The organism is Sporomusa sp. 246TCP1 (genome assembly GCF_057319775.1).
Map to the genome: position 1 here is coordinate 3,160,140 of NZ_CM170492.1, position 16,508 is coordinate 3,176,647.

The 16,508-nt window shown below is 43.4% G+C and carries 17 protein-coding genes; 1 reads left to right on the forward strand and 16 read right to left on the reverse strand.

The features are described from left to right. Positions 1-110 precede the first annotated feature (110 nt). From AC1ECB_RS15010 to AC1ECB_RS15025, 4 genes are all read right to left on the reverse strand, one after another. Positions 111-827 (reverse strand): response regulator transcription factor, encoded by a 717-nt coding sequence (locus tag AC1ECB_RS15010; RefSeq protein ID WP_485664542.1) that lies wholly within the window; start codon positions 825-827, stop codon positions 111-113. Then, a complete protein-coding gene (locus tag AC1ECB_RS15015) occupies positions 814-2,694 on the reverse strand; it encodes a sensor histidine kinase (RefSeq protein ID WP_485664543.1) in 1,881 nt (626 codons plus the stop codon). The genes AC1ECB_RS15010 and AC1ECB_RS15015 overlap by 14 nt, the downstream gene beginning before the upstream one ends. Before the next feature lie 75 nt (positions 2,695-2,769). Then, the gene (locus tag AC1ECB_RS15020; protein WP_485664544.1) at positions 2,770-3,327 is read right to left on the reverse strand and encodes a DUF2284 domain-containing protein; all 558 of its coding nucleotides are present in this window, start codon (positions 3,325-3,327) and stop codon (positions 2,770-2,772) included. A 225-nt stretch (positions 3,328-3,552) separates the two neighbouring features. Next, positions 3,553-4,659: a uroporphyrinogen decarboxylase family protein gene (locus tag AC1ECB_RS15025; RefSeq protein WP_485664545.1), complete on the reverse strand. Its 1,107-nt coding sequence runs from the start codon at positions 4,657-4,659 to the stop codon at positions 3,553-3,555. A gap of 241 nt (positions 4,660-4,900) precedes the next feature. Here AC1ECB_RS15025 and AC1ECB_RS15030 point away from each other — a divergent pair, with 241 nt between their 5' ends. Further along, positions 4,901-5,824 carry a LysR family transcriptional regulator gene (locus tag AC1ECB_RS15030; RefSeq protein ID WP_485664546.1) on the forward strand — a complete coding sequence of 308 codons (924 nt, stop codon included), beginning with the start codon at positions 4,901-4,903 and terminating at the stop codon, positions 5,822-5,824. Here AC1ECB_RS15030 and AC1ECB_RS15035 read toward each other — a convergent pair. The 12 genes from AC1ECB_RS15035 to hisG all read right to left on the reverse strand — a co-directional run bounded on the left by AC1ECB_RS15035 (position 5,807) and on the right by hisG (position 16,381). After that, complete coding sequence (locus AC1ECB_RS15035; RefSeq protein WP_485664547.1) at positions 5,807-7,111, reverse strand: S-layer homology domain-containing protein; 1,305 nt, start codon at positions 7,109-7,111, stop codon at positions 5,807-5,809. The two genes, AC1ECB_RS15030 and AC1ECB_RS15035, sit on opposite strands and share 18 nt — an antisense overlap. A 363-nt stretch (positions 7,112-7,474) precedes the next feature. Next, positions 7,475-8,188 carry a DUF1638 domain-containing protein gene (locus AC1ECB_RS15040; protein WP_485664548.1) on the reverse strand — a complete coding sequence of 238 codons (714 nt, stop codon included), beginning with the start codon at positions 8,186-8,188 and terminating at the stop codon, positions 7,475-7,477. A 13-nt stretch (positions 8,189-8,201) separates the two neighbouring features. Then, a complete protein-coding gene (locus AC1ECB_RS15045; RefSeq protein WP_485664549.1) occupies positions 8,202-8,858 on the reverse strand; it encodes a cobalamin B12-binding domain-containing protein in 657 nt (218 codons plus the stop codon). A gap of 4 nt (positions 8,859-8,862) precedes the next feature. Further along, entirely contained in the window at positions 8,863-9,591 is a 729-nt protein-coding gene (locus AC1ECB_RS15050; RefSeq protein ID WP_485664550.1) for a GntR family transcriptional regulator, read from the reverse strand. A 191-nt stretch (positions 9,592-9,782) separates the two neighbouring features. Further along, entirely contained in the window at positions 9,783-10,439 is a 657-nt protein-coding gene (gene hisIE, locus AC1ECB_RS15055) for a bifunctional phosphoribosyl-AMP cyclohydrolase/phosphoribosyl-ATP diphosphatase HisIE (protein ID WP_485669352.1), read from the reverse strand. Further along, positions 10,433-11,191, reverse strand: coding sequence for an imidazole glycerol phosphate synthase subunit HisF (gene hisF / locus AC1ECB_RS15060; protein WP_485664551.1), 759 nt, complete (start codon positions 11,189-11,191; stop codon positions 10,433-10,435). Before hisF ends, hisIE begins: the two co-directional genes overlap by 7 nt. Continuing rightward, a complete protein-coding gene (gene hisA, locus AC1ECB_RS15065) occupies positions 11,191-11,928 on the reverse strand; it encodes a 1-(5-phosphoribosyl)-5-[(5-phosphoribosylamino)methylideneamino]imidazole-4-carboxamide isomerase (RefSeq protein ID WP_485664552.1) in 738 nt (245 codons plus the stop codon). Before hisA ends, hisF begins: the two co-directional genes overlap by 1 nt. 160 nt (positions 11,929-12,088) lie before the next feature. Then, complete coding sequence (gene hisH, locus AC1ECB_RS15070) at positions 12,089-12,724, reverse strand: imidazole glycerol phosphate synthase subunit HisH (protein ID WP_485664553.1); 636 nt, start codon at positions 12,722-12,724, stop codon at positions 12,089-12,091. A gap of 25 nt (positions 12,725-12,749) precedes the next feature. After that, positions 12,750-13,337: an imidazoleglycerol-phosphate dehydratase HisB gene (gene hisB / locus AC1ECB_RS15075; protein WP_485664554.1), complete on the reverse strand. Its 588-nt coding sequence runs from the start codon at positions 13,335-13,337 to the stop codon at positions 12,750-12,752. Then, the gene (gene hisC / locus AC1ECB_RS15080; protein ID WP_485664555.1) at positions 13,334-14,377 is read right to left on the reverse strand and encodes a histidinol-phosphate transaminase; all 1,044 of its coding nucleotides are present in this window, start codon (positions 14,375-14,377) and stop codon (positions 13,334-13,336) included. Before hisC ends, hisB begins: the two co-directional genes overlap by 4 nt. Position 14,378: 1 nt before the next feature. Beyond that, complete coding sequence (hisD, locus tag AC1ECB_RS15085) at positions 14,379-15,719, reverse strand: histidinol dehydrogenase (protein ID WP_485664556.1); 1,341 nt, start codon at positions 15,717-15,719, stop codon at positions 14,379-14,381. Then, the gene (gene hisG, locus AC1ECB_RS15090; protein ID WP_485664557.1) at positions 15,716-16,381 is read right to left on the reverse strand and encodes an ATP phosphoribosyltransferase; all 666 of its coding nucleotides are present in this window, start codon (positions 16,379-16,381) and stop codon (positions 15,716-15,718) included. Before hisG ends, hisD begins: the two co-directional genes overlap by 4 nt. Between the last annotated feature and the right edge of the window lie 127 nt (positions 16,382-16,508).

Here is a 16,508-nt window from a genome sequence, read left to right on the forward strand (position 1 = left end):
CTTTATTTAAGCATTGCTGCTACTGTTTGTATTGTATCGTATTACTCATTAAATTCGCATAAAATTCATAACTTTACCTATTACAAAAACATTAAAAAAACACCAACTCATTACAGTTGGTGTTTTTCGGCTTCCTTATTAGAAATCATATAACCTACCCCAGGGTAGGTTACTATCAATCCACCCTCATAGTCTGCGTGTTTGATTTTTTGACGGATACGGGCTATAGCTACCCGTAGATATTCAACATCATCCCGGTACTCACTGCCCCATACATCACTTAGAAGCTGTTCATGTGTCAATACTTTGCCCACGTTGACCATTAATAACGAAAATAGACCATATTCTGTTTCGGTGAGTTTTAGTTCTGTATTGCCTAGCCATACTCGCCGCTGAGCCAGGTTAAGCGTAACCTCGCCATTTTTTATTTCGCTTGTTGCATAGATATTAGCTATCCGCTTGGCAGAACGGCGTAAAACAGCCTGAACTCTGGCAAAAAGCTCATCAAGGGAGAAAGGTTTTGTAAGATAATCATCGGCGCCCATGTTGAGTCCCTGCACTTTGTCAGTTGAATTGCCCCGCGCCGTTAAAATAATAACTGGCACGTCAGAAAACGTTCGCAGTCTTTTTAATATTGTAAACCCATCCATCCCTGGCATCATGAGATCCAGCAGGATGAGTTCCGGATCTAATAAATCAATGTTTTCCAGCGCCTCCGAACCATTTAAAAAACTATGAGGTTCATAGCCCAGCGACTTGAGATTGGCAGCAATAAACCTCAGTATTTTCGGCTCATCATCAATAATAATTATTTTACGTTTCTTCATACTTATCACCATCACAGTTGTATTGAGGTATTGAAATAGTAAATACGCTCCCTATCCCTTGGTGGCTTTCGGTTCTGATGCTGCCCCCATGGGCTTCGACAATCCCTTTACAAATTGCCAATCCTAACCCGGTACTGCCGCTTGGACGTATTTTCCCATTTTCCACACAGTAAAACCGGTCAAATACTTTATCCAGGTGCTCACTATTTATCCCAATACCATTATCGGCTACGCTGATATGCACATATTTTTCATCACAGCTGGCTAAAATTTTGATTTGCGGACTACGCTCATTATAACGGATGGCATTTGTAAACAGATTTAACATCACTTGGGCCAAACGAATTCTGTCACCATAGATAAAAGGCAACGATTTCTCTACCGTTGATTCGATCATTACTCCGCTGGCAAAATGTTTGGGCAGCTTTTTAATGGCATTATCCACAACAACACTTGGCCGCACAGGTTCCCGGTCTAAACCTATGGCTTTGGCATCAATCCGGGAAATATCCAGCCAATCGTTAACCAATTCCTGAATACGGTCAATATCTTCATGAATTCCTGTTAACATTTCCCGTTTGAAGTCTTCCTCCCATTCAGCGTCTACACGCAACAAGGTTTCAACACTGCCTTTAATGCTGGTAATGGGTGTTTTGAATTCATGGGATACCATGGAAATCAAATCACTCTTGAGCTTATCGACTTCTTGCGCTTTAGTAACATCCCACCAAACAAAGCCTTTGCCAATGGTGTAATTTTCATCACTTGTAACAGGAAACGCTGACAGCATCATATATCGCTGCCCTTCTCCACTCAATAATTTGAACTTATAAATACCATATTTCTGCCTGGCCTGTTGAATAATTTGCCTGTCAGCCTGAGATAATCGACCTGCAATTGCATCAAAAATATATTCTTCCGGCAAGCCACGCAGCTTGTCACCGGTAATATCGAGTAGCTTTGCCATACGTCCATTAGCGTACGCTACTTCCCGCCTATTGTCAACTAACGTAATGGCATCATTCATGCTTTCCAAAACAGCCTTTAAAACAGCATTATTCTTTTGCAGTGTTTGTGACAACATTTCCTTTTGGATAATCATCCCGGCAGAGCAGGACAATGTTTCCAGAAAATTCTTATCTGCTTGACTTAGCGGAGAATTGGACACTACCAAATGTCCAAAAGTAGTATTGCCTGAGCGAATAGGCTGAATATAGTACCTGTGCGCGTTTTTATGCCTAGGTCTAGCCGCCGCTTCGTTGTCATTAATGCCACTCATATCCTCAGCGAAAGGCCCCATTAAAGATACTACCGGTTTGGTAAGGTACAAAGTTACCTTAACCCCTGTCAGTTCAAAAAACTGTTTGAGGCATCCCTCGATAATCTTTGCCCCTCCTGGGTAGGGTGTGGTAGGGGTGATTAACTGATTTAGTATGGCAAGCTCATGATTGGTTCTCTGTATGCTTTCGGTTCGTTCTTCTACCCGCTGCTCTAATTCAGCATTTAGCTCAAGTAGCGCGTTCTGGCCTTCTTTGGTTTTCTGGGCCATTATGAAAAACTGTTCGGCCATCATAGGAAACTCACAGGGGGCAAACCGCGGAAAACTAACCGGCTTAATCTCATAGCCTTCACTCATCACATCCTGAATATATTCCACAAGAATTTTGAGCGTATTATTTATCCGTTTTGCATGGAAATAGCCTGCCAAGAGGGTGAACACCAAAGTAATACCAATGTTCAAAACCACCGACTCTAACGAGGGTTCCTTTGTCTGCAATAGTTGAAGCGTGCTGAGAAAAATTACTGGAATTATAGGGATAACGGCAAAAGCAATCCAAAGGTGGGCTTTGATTGATAAACTGTTCATGTTTTCCTCCCTGCCATATATAAAAGAACCAGGTCTCCCGCAACACGGTTCCTGGTTCTGTTTACGTTTCTATTACTACTCTTCGCTATTAAACAGTATAAGTCCTACATAGGACACTGTATTCTTCCCATTATAGTATGGAATTCCACAGGTTTTTTCTAAATGAATAACATCAATTCCATAGGCCTCCACTGACGCAAAGGCTTCTTCCGGAAATCGGCAGGGCTCATTATCCAAATAGGCACATTTAGCACAGAATTCGCAGGAACCTGCATTTAAGGGAAGAACTTTCTGCATTTTATGTTTATTTTTCACACTAGCCAAAATATCTCGAAACACACCATCATGAACCTTCTTGGCAGCCACCATGCCTTTCCAGTCAAACGAACTTTTCATCTGATGGACGGTCTGGAACAGAAGTCCGTGTGTATACTGACAGGCCCGCGCTTTCAATTCTTCAAACGGTCCGACAGCAGGCGGACATACCCAATTGGTATTATATTTTCGACATACATTTTGCTCGCAGGCTTTTCTAAAGTCCTCGACAAATTTGATCTTCGCAACCTCGGCAATAGCCGCATGGTCGGCTTTAGCTGCTAAGGCAGCCTGCACTAATTCATTACTATCAACCATATAAATTACCTCCCTGCACGCAAGACTAATACCATCATTCCAGGTAGATTCTACGTTAGCGATAATTCTTATGTAATTAACAACAATCTATAGCTACTGTATATACATCTATATACTATTCAAAAACACATAGTTTGTCAAGAAGACTTATATACAAGCAAGGGCTGTGGAAAACTTATCACTAAATTTTTCCACAGCCCCTGACAGATTAAATAATGGATTCTTTTATTTACCGATAGCAGCTGAAATCATCGCTTTAACATTCTCTACTTTAGCATTTGGCGGTATGGAACAGCCGGAAGATAGGATGAAGCCAGGGCCCATGTCCTTAACCAATTGTGCAGAATAATTATATACCTCATCAGGTGTACCCAGTGCCAATTTGGCTGCCGGAACATCGCCTTTAATACACATCATATCGCCAAGGACTTCTTTTATTTTGTAAATATCAGTGGCACTATCTGTTTCAAATATGCATTTTCCCTTCGGCAGAGTGCGGAAGAACTCAAGATCCCGTCCCCAGTTAGAATCAATGTGGATATCAGCTGCCGCCCCTTCTTCGATAATTACATCAATTGTCTCTTTGAGATATTTCCAGACAAAGCGCTGCCATAGTTTCGGCGAGAAGAACTCACTGGCGCCACGAGCTGGAGACATAAAAACAATGGAGGAATTTGTAGCCCTGATTTGCTGACGCAATGTTTCCAGGCTTTCTTTTTGAATAACATCCAAGACGGCCTCTACTTTATCTGGAATTTTGTAGAGATCATGCATGAATTTGGGCATTGAACGGCCACCGCCAAGCAGTTCCGGAACAGCTGTAGCAATAATCGGCGAATAGACCATATAACCGGCATCTTCAAAATTTTTAACAAACTGAGGAGTTTGTGCTAATTCCTCCAGCGTCTGACCAAGCGGGTAATGCAATCTGTTTACTAAATAATCCTGCATAAAAGGCGCCCAGCCCTTAGCAAGAATCGTATCATAATCTTCGACTGTCATTACTTCCTTTTCATCAAGCTGCCATAAGGCATTTTCCGGCAATTCCCTGCCAGGAAGTTTTACATGGGTCATAAAGATTAACGGAAACACCGGCCCTGCGGCAAAAACCGAATTCATACCATCAATATCACCCAAGGCTTTTGCAGAGTTTAACATGGTTTGATTCTGCATGGCAAGGCTTGAACAGAAATCAGCCATCTTTACACCCATATGAGTAGCGCAAAAAGCATCAGCCATTATTATTACCGGTGTTCTATCAGGTTTTTCCAAAGCAATGGCTTTATGAACTCTGGTTTTACGCTCTAAAAGTAGTTCTTGTGCTGTTTTCATTAATTTTCACTCTCCATAAAATTTATTATCCACTTGCTGTCTGCACAGCATTCCCAATGTAGCTACGGGGTTCTTACGCTTCATATTCATGGTACACCTGCCAGATAATTTGGTCAAATTCCTGTAATTCCACAAACTATTCCTAATAATCATAGAAATTTTATCAGGCGCTACCATTTTAACGCCTGTTATATTATTATTGTAATGGATAGCTTGTCCAATCATGAGGAGGATATATACCATGGATATACGCGGTCTACGTTCTTTTATAACGGTTGCCCAGTGCCTCAGCTTCACCGAAGCAGCTAAACGAATCTATATCGGACAATCGGCACTAAGTAAACAAATTGCCGAGCTTGAAGAAGAATTAGGGGTCGAATTGTTTATCCGTCACCACCGTTCACTTGAACTAACACCAGCCGGGAAAACTTTATTACGTGAAGGCAATAGTCTTATCGTAAAGGTGGGTGAAGTTATTGAAAAGACCCGGCAAGCCCAACGCGGCATACGCGGCAGCCTAAAAATTGGCTGTTTTGGAATCGAAGGTGTTTTTCTTCCTCATGCCCTGAAACGCTTCAAAGCACTTTATCCTCAAATAAGCATAGATGTTCGTATCCTCACTCTCAAAATGATTGAGGATGAATTGGAACAGGAAGAATTAGATCTTGGTTTTGTTGTCATGCTCGGGAATAATTTAAAAGCTTCCCGGTTTATGCAGCGCTTAATTCACCGTTGTCCCTTATGTTTTCTTTTACCTAATAATCACCCTTATGCTGATGAAGCCTCTATTGATATCTCGGTTTTAGCTCAAGACCCCTTTATCCTGCTATATGAAACAGAATGTCGGCAGGGGTATGACTGGTTCATCGATTTTTGTGGGAAACGAGGATTTACACCAAATATACCCATTAAATCGACTCGTATGGAAAGTATCTATTGGTTAGTGGAAGCAGGTATGGGTGTTTCCTTTATGTTAAAAGATCCGAAGTTAAACCTGGCTGTTCCCCCTAGCATTTCTGTCGTCGGCATGCAAGGAGAGGATGCTTATAATAACATTATGGCTACCTGGAAAAAGGAGCACCACAACCCTGCTATCTCACTATTTTTGAAGGTACTTGATAATATAGATGTTGGATTACAGTTACCCTTAGAAAACCCAGGTTAACTGACTAATCAAGAATTTCTGACTTTTGTCGGCTAAACCATCGCCGCCTACTTTTATAGCCTCCAAATCCCCATAGATAAACGAAAGCATCGCGTGTGGCGCAACTGTCACTTCAACTCCGTACTCAAAACCTTTTACATCATTGATACTGCTACCCTGAGCAGGATATGTCCAGTTATTTGGAGCCGATAGTGCACCAGTATATTGGTGCGAATCAAAACCATTGTCACCGTTCCGGTAACCTACCCATGCACCTGCTGACCCTACTGCAAACGGATTTGCGCCTTTATATTTTGCCTTGAAATACATTCCCTTCGGAGAATTGCCATCATTTACAGCTTTTGCATTGACTGCAGTGTTTACACCATACTCACCTTTCAAGTTGATATTAGGTATCCCGGTATATTCTAATCCCACTGCTTTTGAATTATAATACTCTTTATGTTTATCGGCATTATAAGCAAATAGCATGCTGGTATGCTCGTTCAGTTTAAACTGCGTATCGGCTAACAGCCAGGAGTAATCTGTTTTTTTGCCAGAATAAATAGTTGTTTTTATCTCTTTGCCGAAGGTCACTTTGCCACCATCCAGGTAGGGTGCACTAAATAATAATCCTTTGCCAATTGTTGGCGCAAATCTCCCTGCGGCCCACTCAAAGTTACCATTTTTGCTGGCATAATACGCTTCCTCAAACTCCATCGGACTATCAGTTCTCGTATCGCCTGCTATAGAGTCATTGCCGATTATCGCATGAAAATAATGATTGCTGTCAAACTTTTTATCTATAAACACGTATAAAGCTGAGCGGATCTCCGATTTATCAGTTGGTTGACCAGTATAATATGGGTCACCGCCAAGAGCTGCGTCAGGTACAAGTGCACGCGGATTTTTGGTCCATTCATGACTGAGTCGCGCAACACCAGTGATTTTCAAACTATTAGCATCTTTTTCTTCCAGGTTTTTAACTCGTACACCTAAACCCGACAATTCTTTAGAAAATTCAGTTGATAACTTTTCCAATAACGCTTTGTTTTCGGCATTAGCTTTATCTTCCTTCGTTAGTGCATTAGCCACAATAAGCGCCATTTCATACCTTGTCATAGTTTTATCACCACGGAAAGTACCATCGCCAACACCATCGACTATACCGGCATTAGCTAGTTTGGTAACGGCATCATACGCCCAGTGCTTAGACGGAAGGTCACTAAAGCTACTGTCTACAGCTAATGCCAGATTGGAAATACAAAAAATCATCATAGTAACTAAGACAATTAACGGCTTTTTCATTATTTCCCCCACCTGTTCTTATAGTTTTTTAGATTGTTCTACTGTAGAAAATGTTTGTTAGTTAGCACGAATCCAATTACATAAATCCCCCCTGTGTTTACTTAATACTAGTTAAGCTTATGCATGAGACAGCACTTTCATAGTCACATAACCTAGTGCAATCTTGCATGCATTTCATATCACATATGTTATCCGCATATACCAATCGTCGTCAAATTCCTATAATTCCGAAAACTATGCCCAACAATCATACTAAACGATTTACTTAAATTACCAATTTCTTTCACCTCAGAGACTGTCTCGATATAAAAAAAGTTCTGAACCCATTAAATAAACGGATTCAGAACTTTTTACTTTGTATTTTTACTTGTTGGCACACAATTGTAAGGCTACAGTTTGACTAAACTCCTGCTGATTACTACCACTGCAAATATCACTCATGGCAACAGCTTTTCCTGGTTCCAGGACCAAAAATTCCTCATCCCATTCCCCTTGCAGCAGCTTGTAAAACAAACGCAACGAGCCAGGAGTAACTTCATGACACATATTGAGCCGTTCAGCAAACTCTCTGGTCTGTGGCAATACATTTTCAACTGGATAAGCACCTGTATCAATCAGCATAAAACGTTTATAATGTCCCAGCAAGATTTTCATTATTTTGGCAGTTCTAGACTGTCCATAGCGCTTGAGACAGCGATCATATTCTCTGAGCAGATTATCCTCATACTCCAACCAACCTTGAGTTAGAAAGTAGGTTCCCATTTCCTTGGCTATATTTTTTCTGGCTTCACATGATCCCAAGAGCAAAGGGATGCAATCATCCACCTTGGGAAGCACCAGTTTGGTCTTATCAGACTTAATCCCAAGCAGACTATTGCCACAATAGCCAAATAACAGGAGGATTACATCAACATTATCAATCCGATTGATCTCTTCCTGAATTCTGTTATGCAATAATTCAGGGGTTTTGTGCAGCCCGGATTCAACATAAATTATTGGGAAATCTACCCTGGTCTCTTTGATTACCAAGGTAAGTTCCGCCTTAAGTGTCTGGCATGCTAATATTGCCGTCCTCAACTGCTCACTTCCTTTACGAAGATTGCATAATTCGCTTATTATTCACAAGAATATTCCGGCATAATTCGTTTACCTTAGTACAGTCGGTAGCCCAATAATCGGCTCCGGTATAGTTTTTTACACTTTCATTGACCAATCCACCAATGATGACCGTAGTCCGGGAACGAAGTCCGTTTTCTTTCAGCAACGCAATTGTATTTTTCATGGAATCAAAAGCCTCGGTAATAAGTCCGGTTAAACAGACAACCCGGCTATTATACTGTTCAATAGCTTCAATAAATTTTGGTGCAGGTACATCAACCCCCAAATCACAGATGTCAAAACCGTTATAACGCATAATACCTGTTGTGATATTTTTGCCAATGTCGTGAATATCATCTTCCACCGTTCCGAAAATAACAGTGGGATAGGAAACTACAGCTGTAACCACCCGATCTTGATTTACCAGGGTCAGTACATCTTTAAAAATTTCAGAAGCCATAATTAAGTCTGATAAAAAATACTCGCCTTTACTGTAAAGCTCTCCTACCCGGTCAGTCCCTATTCTAATTTCTTCCAATAGAACATAGGGATTAATCCCCATCTGGAGACCTTGTTTAACTAGATTCATCACCATAGTTTCGTCTAGTCTGGCCATAGCACCAACTAGCATCTTTTGGATTTTTAGCATAATCTCACAACCTTCCTGAAAGTGGGTATGAGGTAGCCTTTAATTCAAATCGGTCTTTGTGACAAAACATAATGGATACGCCCAGCGGTTTGTCCTCTTTAGCATAAATAACTTGTTTTACTACCATCGCCGGTAGTAATTCCTCTGTTTCTAACAATTTAGCCTGCTCAGAAGACAAAACTGCCACCGATATTACCATATCATTGCGAACAGGTACACTATCCTGATGTTTAGCAACCAATTCAGGAAAATCCGCATATTCCAGTTGTGTTTCCAAAAGTGGTTTTCCTTTTTGGTACCGTAAAAACTTTTCCTCAATCGCCACCGGTAATTGACCTTTGAACAGTAAGCGTTTTACTGCAATAATATTTGTCTCGCCAGAGAGGCCTAATTCATGAGCTAATTCCAAGTTATTACGAATTAAGTTGACGCTTACAAGCTTATACCGTAGCTGCTCTTTGCTGACACCACTATTCGTTAGATCAATAACCAACTGATTTAGGCGGGGACGGGTAACAAAACTACCTTTGCCTTTAATTGTATCAATTAAACCAGCCTCTGCCAGCAGAGCAATGCCTTGCCGTACAGTCATCCGGCTTATGGCGTATTGCTCGCCAAGCTGTGCCTCTGTCGGAATCAAATCCCCGTCTTTTAACACACCAGCTTCAATTTGCTGTTTAATGTCATCAGCTAAACGATAATAAACCGGTATCAGGTTCTCACGACTTCTCATAATACCCTTCCTTTGAAAGCTAATACTGTCTATTTAGCAATCTATACATCTATATACAGTTAGTTTACACGAAAGTTAATACATGTGTCAATTTTTCATTAATAAACCTTTGCGTACTTTGAAAAACCTTTCCATCTGGACGAAGAAGGCCTTGAAATCCTGACTGCTAGGTTTCAAGGCCTCTTCAACAATTATTTCCGGCGTTTTTTCAGTTCCTCAAACAGCTCACTTGGCGTAATATTGTGGTTGGCTAAGAGTACCAGGCAGTGATACCAAAGATCAGCCATTTCATACAGAATCTCAGCTTTGTCGTTATTCTTCGATGCGATAATGGTTTCAGCGGCTTCTTCACCGACTTTTTTCAGAATCTTATCCTGTCCTTTTTCAAACAGGTAATTGGTATAAGAGCCCTCTTTAGGGTTATACTTACGGTCATTAATGACATTGTAAAGCTCATATAATACGCCAGCCAGCGGCTCTTTATATACTTTATCCGGATCAAACAGTTTTGCCTCCTGCCCGGCATCAGCATCCAGTCTGCGGCTAAAGCAGGAGAATGTTCCTTCATGACAAGCTGCGCCAGTTTGACTTACTTTAACTAAAATAGTGTCTGCGTCACAGTCGAAATACATTTCTTTAACAGTCTGTACATGACCGGAGGTTTCGCCTTTCTGCCAAAGCGCACGGCGGCTGCGGCTATAAAACCAGGTTACACCGCTTTCCAGTGTTTTGCTCAATGCTTCAGCATTCATGTAGGCTAGCATCAACACAGTTCCGCTAACTTCATCTTGAATAATTGCCGGCACCAGGCCGTTAGCATCATATTTTATAGTATCTATATTCATAATCTCATTTCTACCCCCCGTGATCTAAGATATTCTTTAACCTGCCCTACAGTAAATTGACCGTAATGGAACACCGACGCTGCCAGTACCGCATCCGCCTTCCCGGCTGTTAATACATCATAAAAATGTTCCATCTCGCCTGCACCACCTGACGCAATAACCGGTACATTGACAGCCTCAGATACTGCCCTGGTAAGGAGAATATCATAGCCATCTTTGGTACCGTCTTTATCCATACTTGTTAGGAGAATTTCTCCGGCTCCCAGCTCAGTGGCCCGCTTGACCCATTCTAACACATCAATGCCTGTCGGCGTCCGGCCGCCATTAACATATACTTCCCAGGTATCCTGGCCGGATTTGCGAGCATCGACTGCCAGCACAATACACTGGCGGCCAAAACGTTTAGCACCTTCGGCCAGGAGTTCAGGATTTTTGACGGCTGCCGTATTAAGGGAAACCTTATCGGCCCCAGCTTTAAGCATTGTCCTGATATCTTCTACAGTACGAATACCACCACCCACTGTAAAAGGAATAAATACTTCAGCAGCTACCTGCTGCACTACGTCTACTATGGTCTTACGCTTATCAGAGGAAGCTGTGATATCTAAGAAAACCAGTTCATCAGCTAGTTTACCATCATATACCTTGGCTAGTTCCACCGGGTCGCCAGCATCCCGTAAACCAACAAAATTCGTGCCTTTTACCACCCGCCCGTCTTTGACATCCAGACAGGGAATAATTCGTTTGGTATACATTAAGCTCTGCCCTCCTTGGCCAGACGAATAGCGGCTGCTACATCAACGGCACCAGTGTAGATGGCTTTGCCGACAATAACACCCTCAATACCGCCCTCCGTATTAGCTGCTTTGAGAGCCGTAATATCGTCAATACTTTTCACCCCGCCAGAAGCAATAACCGGAATACCGGCAGCTTTAGCCAGCGAGGCGGTTGCCGCCACATTAACACCCTGCAGAGTGCCATCCCGCGATATGTCAGTGTAAATGATGCGAGCCACACCAGCATCAGTCATCTTCCTGGCTAGTTCCTCTGCGCCCACACCGCCAGATACTTCCCAGCCATCTACAGCCGCCTGACCATCGCGCGCGTCAATACCCACAACAATCTGACTGCCAAACTGGCGGCAGGCCTCCCGTACCAGTTCGGGGCTACGGACAGCAACCGAACCTAGAATTACCCGGCTAACACCGGCTTTAAGCACTTGTTCTATATTGGCAAGCGTGCGAATACCGCCGCCTAGCTGTACCGGAATACTCACTGTCTTTACGATAGTGCGAACTACTTCAAGATTAACCGATTTGCCGGCTAATGCACCGTCCAAGTCAACGACATGAAGGTACTCGGCCCCGGCAGCCGCCCACTTGCGGGCCATATCAGCAGGATTATCGGCAAATACTGTTTCCTTATCAAAACGTCCCTCAGTGAGACGAACACAGCGTCCACCGCGAATATCAATTGCTGGGAAGATAATCATAATCTCAACTCCTCAGAGACTGTCCCCAAACGCTCATCTGCGTTGTTGCTCCTGCGAGCGCTCGCTCAATGTACCATCCCAGTACGCCTTCACTCCCGTTCTCGTCGCGCCTAGCATCTAAGCATTTGGGACCAGTCTCATATATTAAGGTAGTGTGTTTCTAAACACACTTTAAAAAGTTAGCCAAAATAGCCAACCCTGCTGCACTTGATTTTTCGGGATGGAACTGCACAGCCTGCACATTACCACAGCCGACAGCAGCTGTAATAGCGCTGCCATACTCAGCCACAGCGGTAACAACTTCCTGCTTCTCCGGCACAGCATGATAGCTATGAACGAAATAGACATAAGGGTTTGCCGGCAGTCCGGCAAATAACGGACTTGGTGTTTTAAATGCCAAACTGTTCCAACCCATATGGGGAATCTTAAGGGCAGGAGCAATAATTTTTTGTACCATTCCTGGCAAAATTCCTAGTCCTGGCACACCAGGGTCTTCTTCGCTGCCATCAAATAACAATTGCAGTCCCAGGCAAATGCCAAGAAAAGGTGTACCCCGCCCAGCCACGTCTTTAATAGTAGCAACAAGACCATAGCTGCTCAGATTAGCCATACAATCACCAAAAGCCCCTACCCCGGGCAGTACTACCTTGGCGGCATTACAGATGACTGCCGGATCACTGGTAACAACAATAGTATATTGACCATCATTTTCGGCGTTTAACTTGGCTAAAGCCTTGGACACACTGTGCAGGTTGCCCATACCATAATCAATAATTGCTAAGGTTTTAAGCGCCATCACTGCGCCTCCTTTATTCTAACCGTTATAACATTCCTTTTGTTGACATTACACCTTTAATCCTGTCATCCTGCCGGGTAGCTTCATCCAGTGCCCGACCCAGCGCCTTGAAGATTGCTTCAATACTATGATGGGTATTCTTGCCTGACAAGAGCTTCACATGCAAAGTAAGCCCGGCATGAACACTGAGGGCCCGCAAAAATTCTTCTGTTAACTCACTGTCAAACTGACCGACTTGCTCATTAGGCAAGGTCGCATCAAAAACCAGAAACGGCCTGCCGCTAATATCAAGTGACACCAAGGCCAGCGCTTCATCCATAGGTACAAAGGCTGTACCATAACGTTTTATTCCAGCTTTGTCACCCAAAGCCTGGGCCAGGGCCTGTCCAAGGACAATGCCGGTGTCTTCCACCGTGTGATGTCCGTCCACATATATATCGCCCTTTGCTGCCACCGTCAAATCAAATAGTCCATGTTTGCTGAATAAAATCAGCATATGGTCAAAAAACCCAATACCTGTGGCAATTTGCGACTGGCCGCAGCCGTCAAGATTCAATGATATTTCTATGGCTGTTTCCCCGGTGACTCGTTTCAAGCTGGCAGTACGGATCATGCGGTAACAGCCTCCAATACAGCCTTGTTTTCGTCCGGTGTTCCGATACCAATCCGGATACAGTTAGTAAGATCAGGCGCGGTACTAAAATCGCGAATACCTATGCCCCGGGCGCTCAGACGCGCAACCATTGCCGCAATAGTATCACTCTTGATTAGCAGGAAATTAGTTTGGGATGGATATACCGTTATACCAGCGATAGCACCAAGCGCTGCTGTCATATGCTCCCGCTCACGGCTATTTTCAGCCAGGCTAACCGCAAATTCCTGACGCATGTTATATACGATCTCAGCTGTTGCCAATGTTAAGGCATTTACATTGTAAGGTAACAACACTTTACCGATAGTTTGGGCAATATCTTCACCGGCTAAAAGATAACCCACCCGGGCAGCTGCCAGACCATAAGCTTTGGAAAAGGTGCGGGCAATGGCAAGATTCGGATATTTCCCCAACAAATTCACCGACGATTTTCCGTAAAACTCATGATAAGCTTCGTCAACAACTACCAGACTCTTGGTATTAGCAACAATATATTCAATCTGCGCCGGCGGCAATACTACACCTGTTGGGTTATTGGGATTGCATAGCAAGATCACACTGGCCGCTGCTTCCTTTGCTGCTGCCAGGAGTTTATCAGCATCAAGGGTGTAATCGGCATTGAGTGCAACAGGCACAGGTTGGCTGTCTGCCAGCTTAGCATAAATGCCATACATGGAAAACGAGGGACTAGGATACACAATACTGCGACCAGCACCGCCAAAGGCATAGCACAGTGCCTCCAAAATCTCACTGGAGCCATTGCCGATAAGCACATTAGCCGCTGTTAAGCCAAAACCGGCAGCAATAGTTGTTTTTAGGGACTGGGCGCTGATTTCAGGATAGCGATTAAATGGTAATGCTGCCAGTTTTTCAATGACCTTGGTTTTAATAGCCTGTGGCATATCATTCGGATTCTCATTGGCATCAAGTCTGATAGGCCACTGAATCTCTTCCACTGAATATGGTTTCAGGGTTTCTAACCCACTACGGGGTACAAACATCCTAATTCCCCCTCAATCTTACAGCATTCGCGTGTGCCGTCAGTCCTTCGGCTTCCGCCAGCTTGATAATCTGGTTGCTGACAGCTGCCAGGGCTTCCTGGGTATAGGCAATAATACTGGTTTTTTTCATAAAGGTCTCCACATTGAGCACTGAGTAAAAACGAGCTGTACCGCCGGTCGGCAGTACATGGTTAGGTCCGGCAAAATAATCGCCGAGCGGCTCTGGTGAATAGTGTCCCATAAAGATAGCACCCGCATGCCGTACATACGGCAGCAACTTAAACGGTTCGGCTGTTAATAGTTCCAAATGCTCGGGAGCCGAAATGTTAGCCAACTCAACAGCCTCCATTATATCTTTGGTAATAATAATCAAGCCATTATCGTCAATCGATTGAGCGGCAATATCCTTGCGTGATAATGCAGCTAATTGACTATCTACTTCTTTAGATACTTTTATCGACAATTCAGTACTGTCGGTAATAAGAATACTTGAGGCTAATACATCATGTTCAGCCTGACTCAGCATATCTGCTGCCACATATTTGGGGTCAGCCGTGCTGTCGGCCACAATAAGAATTTCACTAGGTCCGGCCAGCATATCAATATCAACATGACCATAGACGGCCTTTTTGGCTAGCGTAACAAAAATATTACCAGGGCCGGTAATTTTATCTACTTTAGGAATGGTTTCAGTGCCAAATGCCAGAGCAGCCACTGCCTGTGCGCCGCCAACCTTGAAGATTCTTGTGACTCCGGCCAGCTTTGCCGCCGCCAGGACATAGGGGTTTACATTTCCCTCCCGGCTAGGTGGTACAACCATAATAATCTCTTTTACCCCGGCCACTGCCGCCGGTACAGCATTCATAATTACTGATGACGGATAGGCTGCTGTACCGCCAGGAACATAAATGCCTACCCGGTCAAGCGGCGTGCATTTCTGTCCCAGAATCGCACCCTGTTCCCGTTCAGTAAACCAGGACTTAGGCAGTTGCTCGACATGAAACCGCCTGACATTAGCCACCGCCGCTTCCAGTGCATCAAGTACTTCCTTATCAGCCCCGGCAATTGCGCTTTCAATCTCAGCCGGGGTTACTTCCAGCATAGCAGTAGTAATATCAGCGCCATCAATTAACTTCGTATATTTTTGTACCGCTTCATTGCCCTGGCGCCGGACATCTTCAACAATACGTTCCACAACCTGCTGGGCTGACAGGTCTTCACCAAATGTTTCCTTTACTTTGGCACGTCCGCCAGTTCCTAATATCACCTTATCAAAGGCTGGTTTTTCCAGTAATTCAATCATTTCTTCTTTGCTTAAAAAACTGCTGTGAATCCTTTTCATGCTTTGCCCTCACTTTCCACTAGTGCTTTTAAGCCTTCAACCATCTTATTGATCCGGTCAAATTTCATTTTAAAGCTTACCCGGTTAGCAATAAAGCGGGCTGTTGCCGGATGAATTTGCGCAATTTCCACAAGGTTATTCTCCTTGAGAGTACGACCAGTTTCCACTATGTCAACAATGATCTCAGCCAGTCCCACCATGGGCGCAAGTTCAATGGAACCATTAAGCTTAATAATCTCCATCTGAATACCAACACTATGAAAAAAACTTTCAGCAACCCAGGGATACTTTGTAGCTACCCGCATATGAGCATAATCGCTTAGTTTTTCTTGTTTCAGTGCCTGAGGCACGGCTACCATCATCCGGCAGAAGCCGAATTTTAAATCAAGCAACTCATATACATCCTTGTTGCCTTCTAAAAGTACGTCTTTGCCAATTATCCCAATATCAGCCGCACCATATTCTACATAGGTAGGTAAATCAGCTGTCTTAGTAATAATAAAACGGATTTTCTCCGTCTCATTGGCAATAACCAGTTTGCGTGAGTTTTCGCTAAGCCCTTCAGCCGTATAGCCTATTTTGGCCAGCAGGCTTACCGAATGATCAAAAAGTTTGCCTTTAGGCAAGGCTATTGTTAAATAATCCATATCATTTGAGGTCATGGCCTCCTCCTATTTTTTCTTTAGTTAATTAAAGAACTAACATGATAATATATTAACACTGTATATTATTAACGTCAATATGCTAATTTGAATTTTTCTTTGCAAATACCGTTTCTACAAGATTACC

What these genes read in the sequence shown, in the direction of transcription:
- hisB (WP_485664554.1), bottom strand. Translation starts at nt 13,337, where the DNA reads ATGATCCGTACTGCCAGCTTGAAACGAGTCACCGGGGAAACAGCCATA.
- hisG (WP_485664557.1), bottom strand. Translation starts at nt 16,381, where the DNA reads ATGACCTCAAATGATATGGATTATTTAACAATAGCCTTGCCTAAAGGC.
- AC1ECB_RS15050 (WP_485664550.1), bottom strand. Translation starts at nt 9,591, where the DNA reads ATGAGAAGTCGTGAGAACCTGATACCGGTTTATTATCGTTTAGCTGAT.
- hisA (WP_485664552.1), bottom strand. Translation starts at nt 11,928, where the DNA reads ATGATTATCTTCCCAGCAATTGATATTCGCGGTGGACGCTGTGTTCGT.
- AC1ECB_RS15045 (WP_485664549.1), bottom strand. Translation starts at nt 8,858, where the DNA reads ATGCTAAAAATCCAAAAGATGCTAGTTGGTGCTATGGCCAGACTAGAC.
- AC1ECB_RS15025 (WP_485664545.1), bottom strand. Translation starts at nt 4,659, where the DNA reads ATGAAAACAGCACAAGAACTACTTTTAGAGCGTAAAACCAGAGTTCAT.
- hisF (WP_485664551.1), bottom strand. Translation starts at nt 11,191, where the DNA reads ATGTATACCAAACGAATTATTCCCTGTCTGGATGTCAAAGACGGGCGG.
- AC1ECB_RS15010 (WP_485664542.1), bottom strand. Translation starts at nt 827, where the DNA reads ATGAAGAAACGTAAAATAATTATTATTGATGATGAGCCGAAAATACTG.
- hisH (WP_485664553.1), bottom strand. Translation starts at nt 12,724, where the DNA reads ATGGCGCTTAAAACCTTAGCAATTATTGATTATGGTATGGGCAACCTG.
- AC1ECB_RS15035 (WP_485664547.1), bottom strand. Translation starts at nt 7,111, where the DNA reads ATGAAAAAGCCGTTAATTGTCTTAGTTACTATGATGATTTTTTGTATT.
- AC1ECB_RS15020 (WP_485664544.1), bottom strand. Translation starts at nt 3,327, where the DNA reads ATGGTTGATAGTAATGAATTAGTGCAGGCTGCCTTAGCAGCTAAAGCC.
- AC1ECB_RS15030 (WP_485664546.1), top strand. Translation starts at nt 4,901, where the DNA reads ATGGATATACGCGGTCTACGTTCTTTTATAACGGTTGCCCAGTGCCTC.
- AC1ECB_RS15015 (WP_485664543.1), bottom strand. Translation starts at nt 2,694, where the DNA reads ATGAACAGTTTATCAATCAAAGCCCACCTTTGGATTGCTTTTGCCGTT.
- hisD (WP_485664556.1), bottom strand. Translation starts at nt 15,719, where the DNA reads ATGAAAAGGATTCACAGCAGTTTTTTAAGCAAAGAAGAAATGATTGAA.
- hisC (WP_485664555.1), bottom strand. Translation starts at nt 14,377, where the DNA reads ATGTTTGTACCCCGTAGTGGGTTAGAAACCCTGAAACCATATTCAGTG.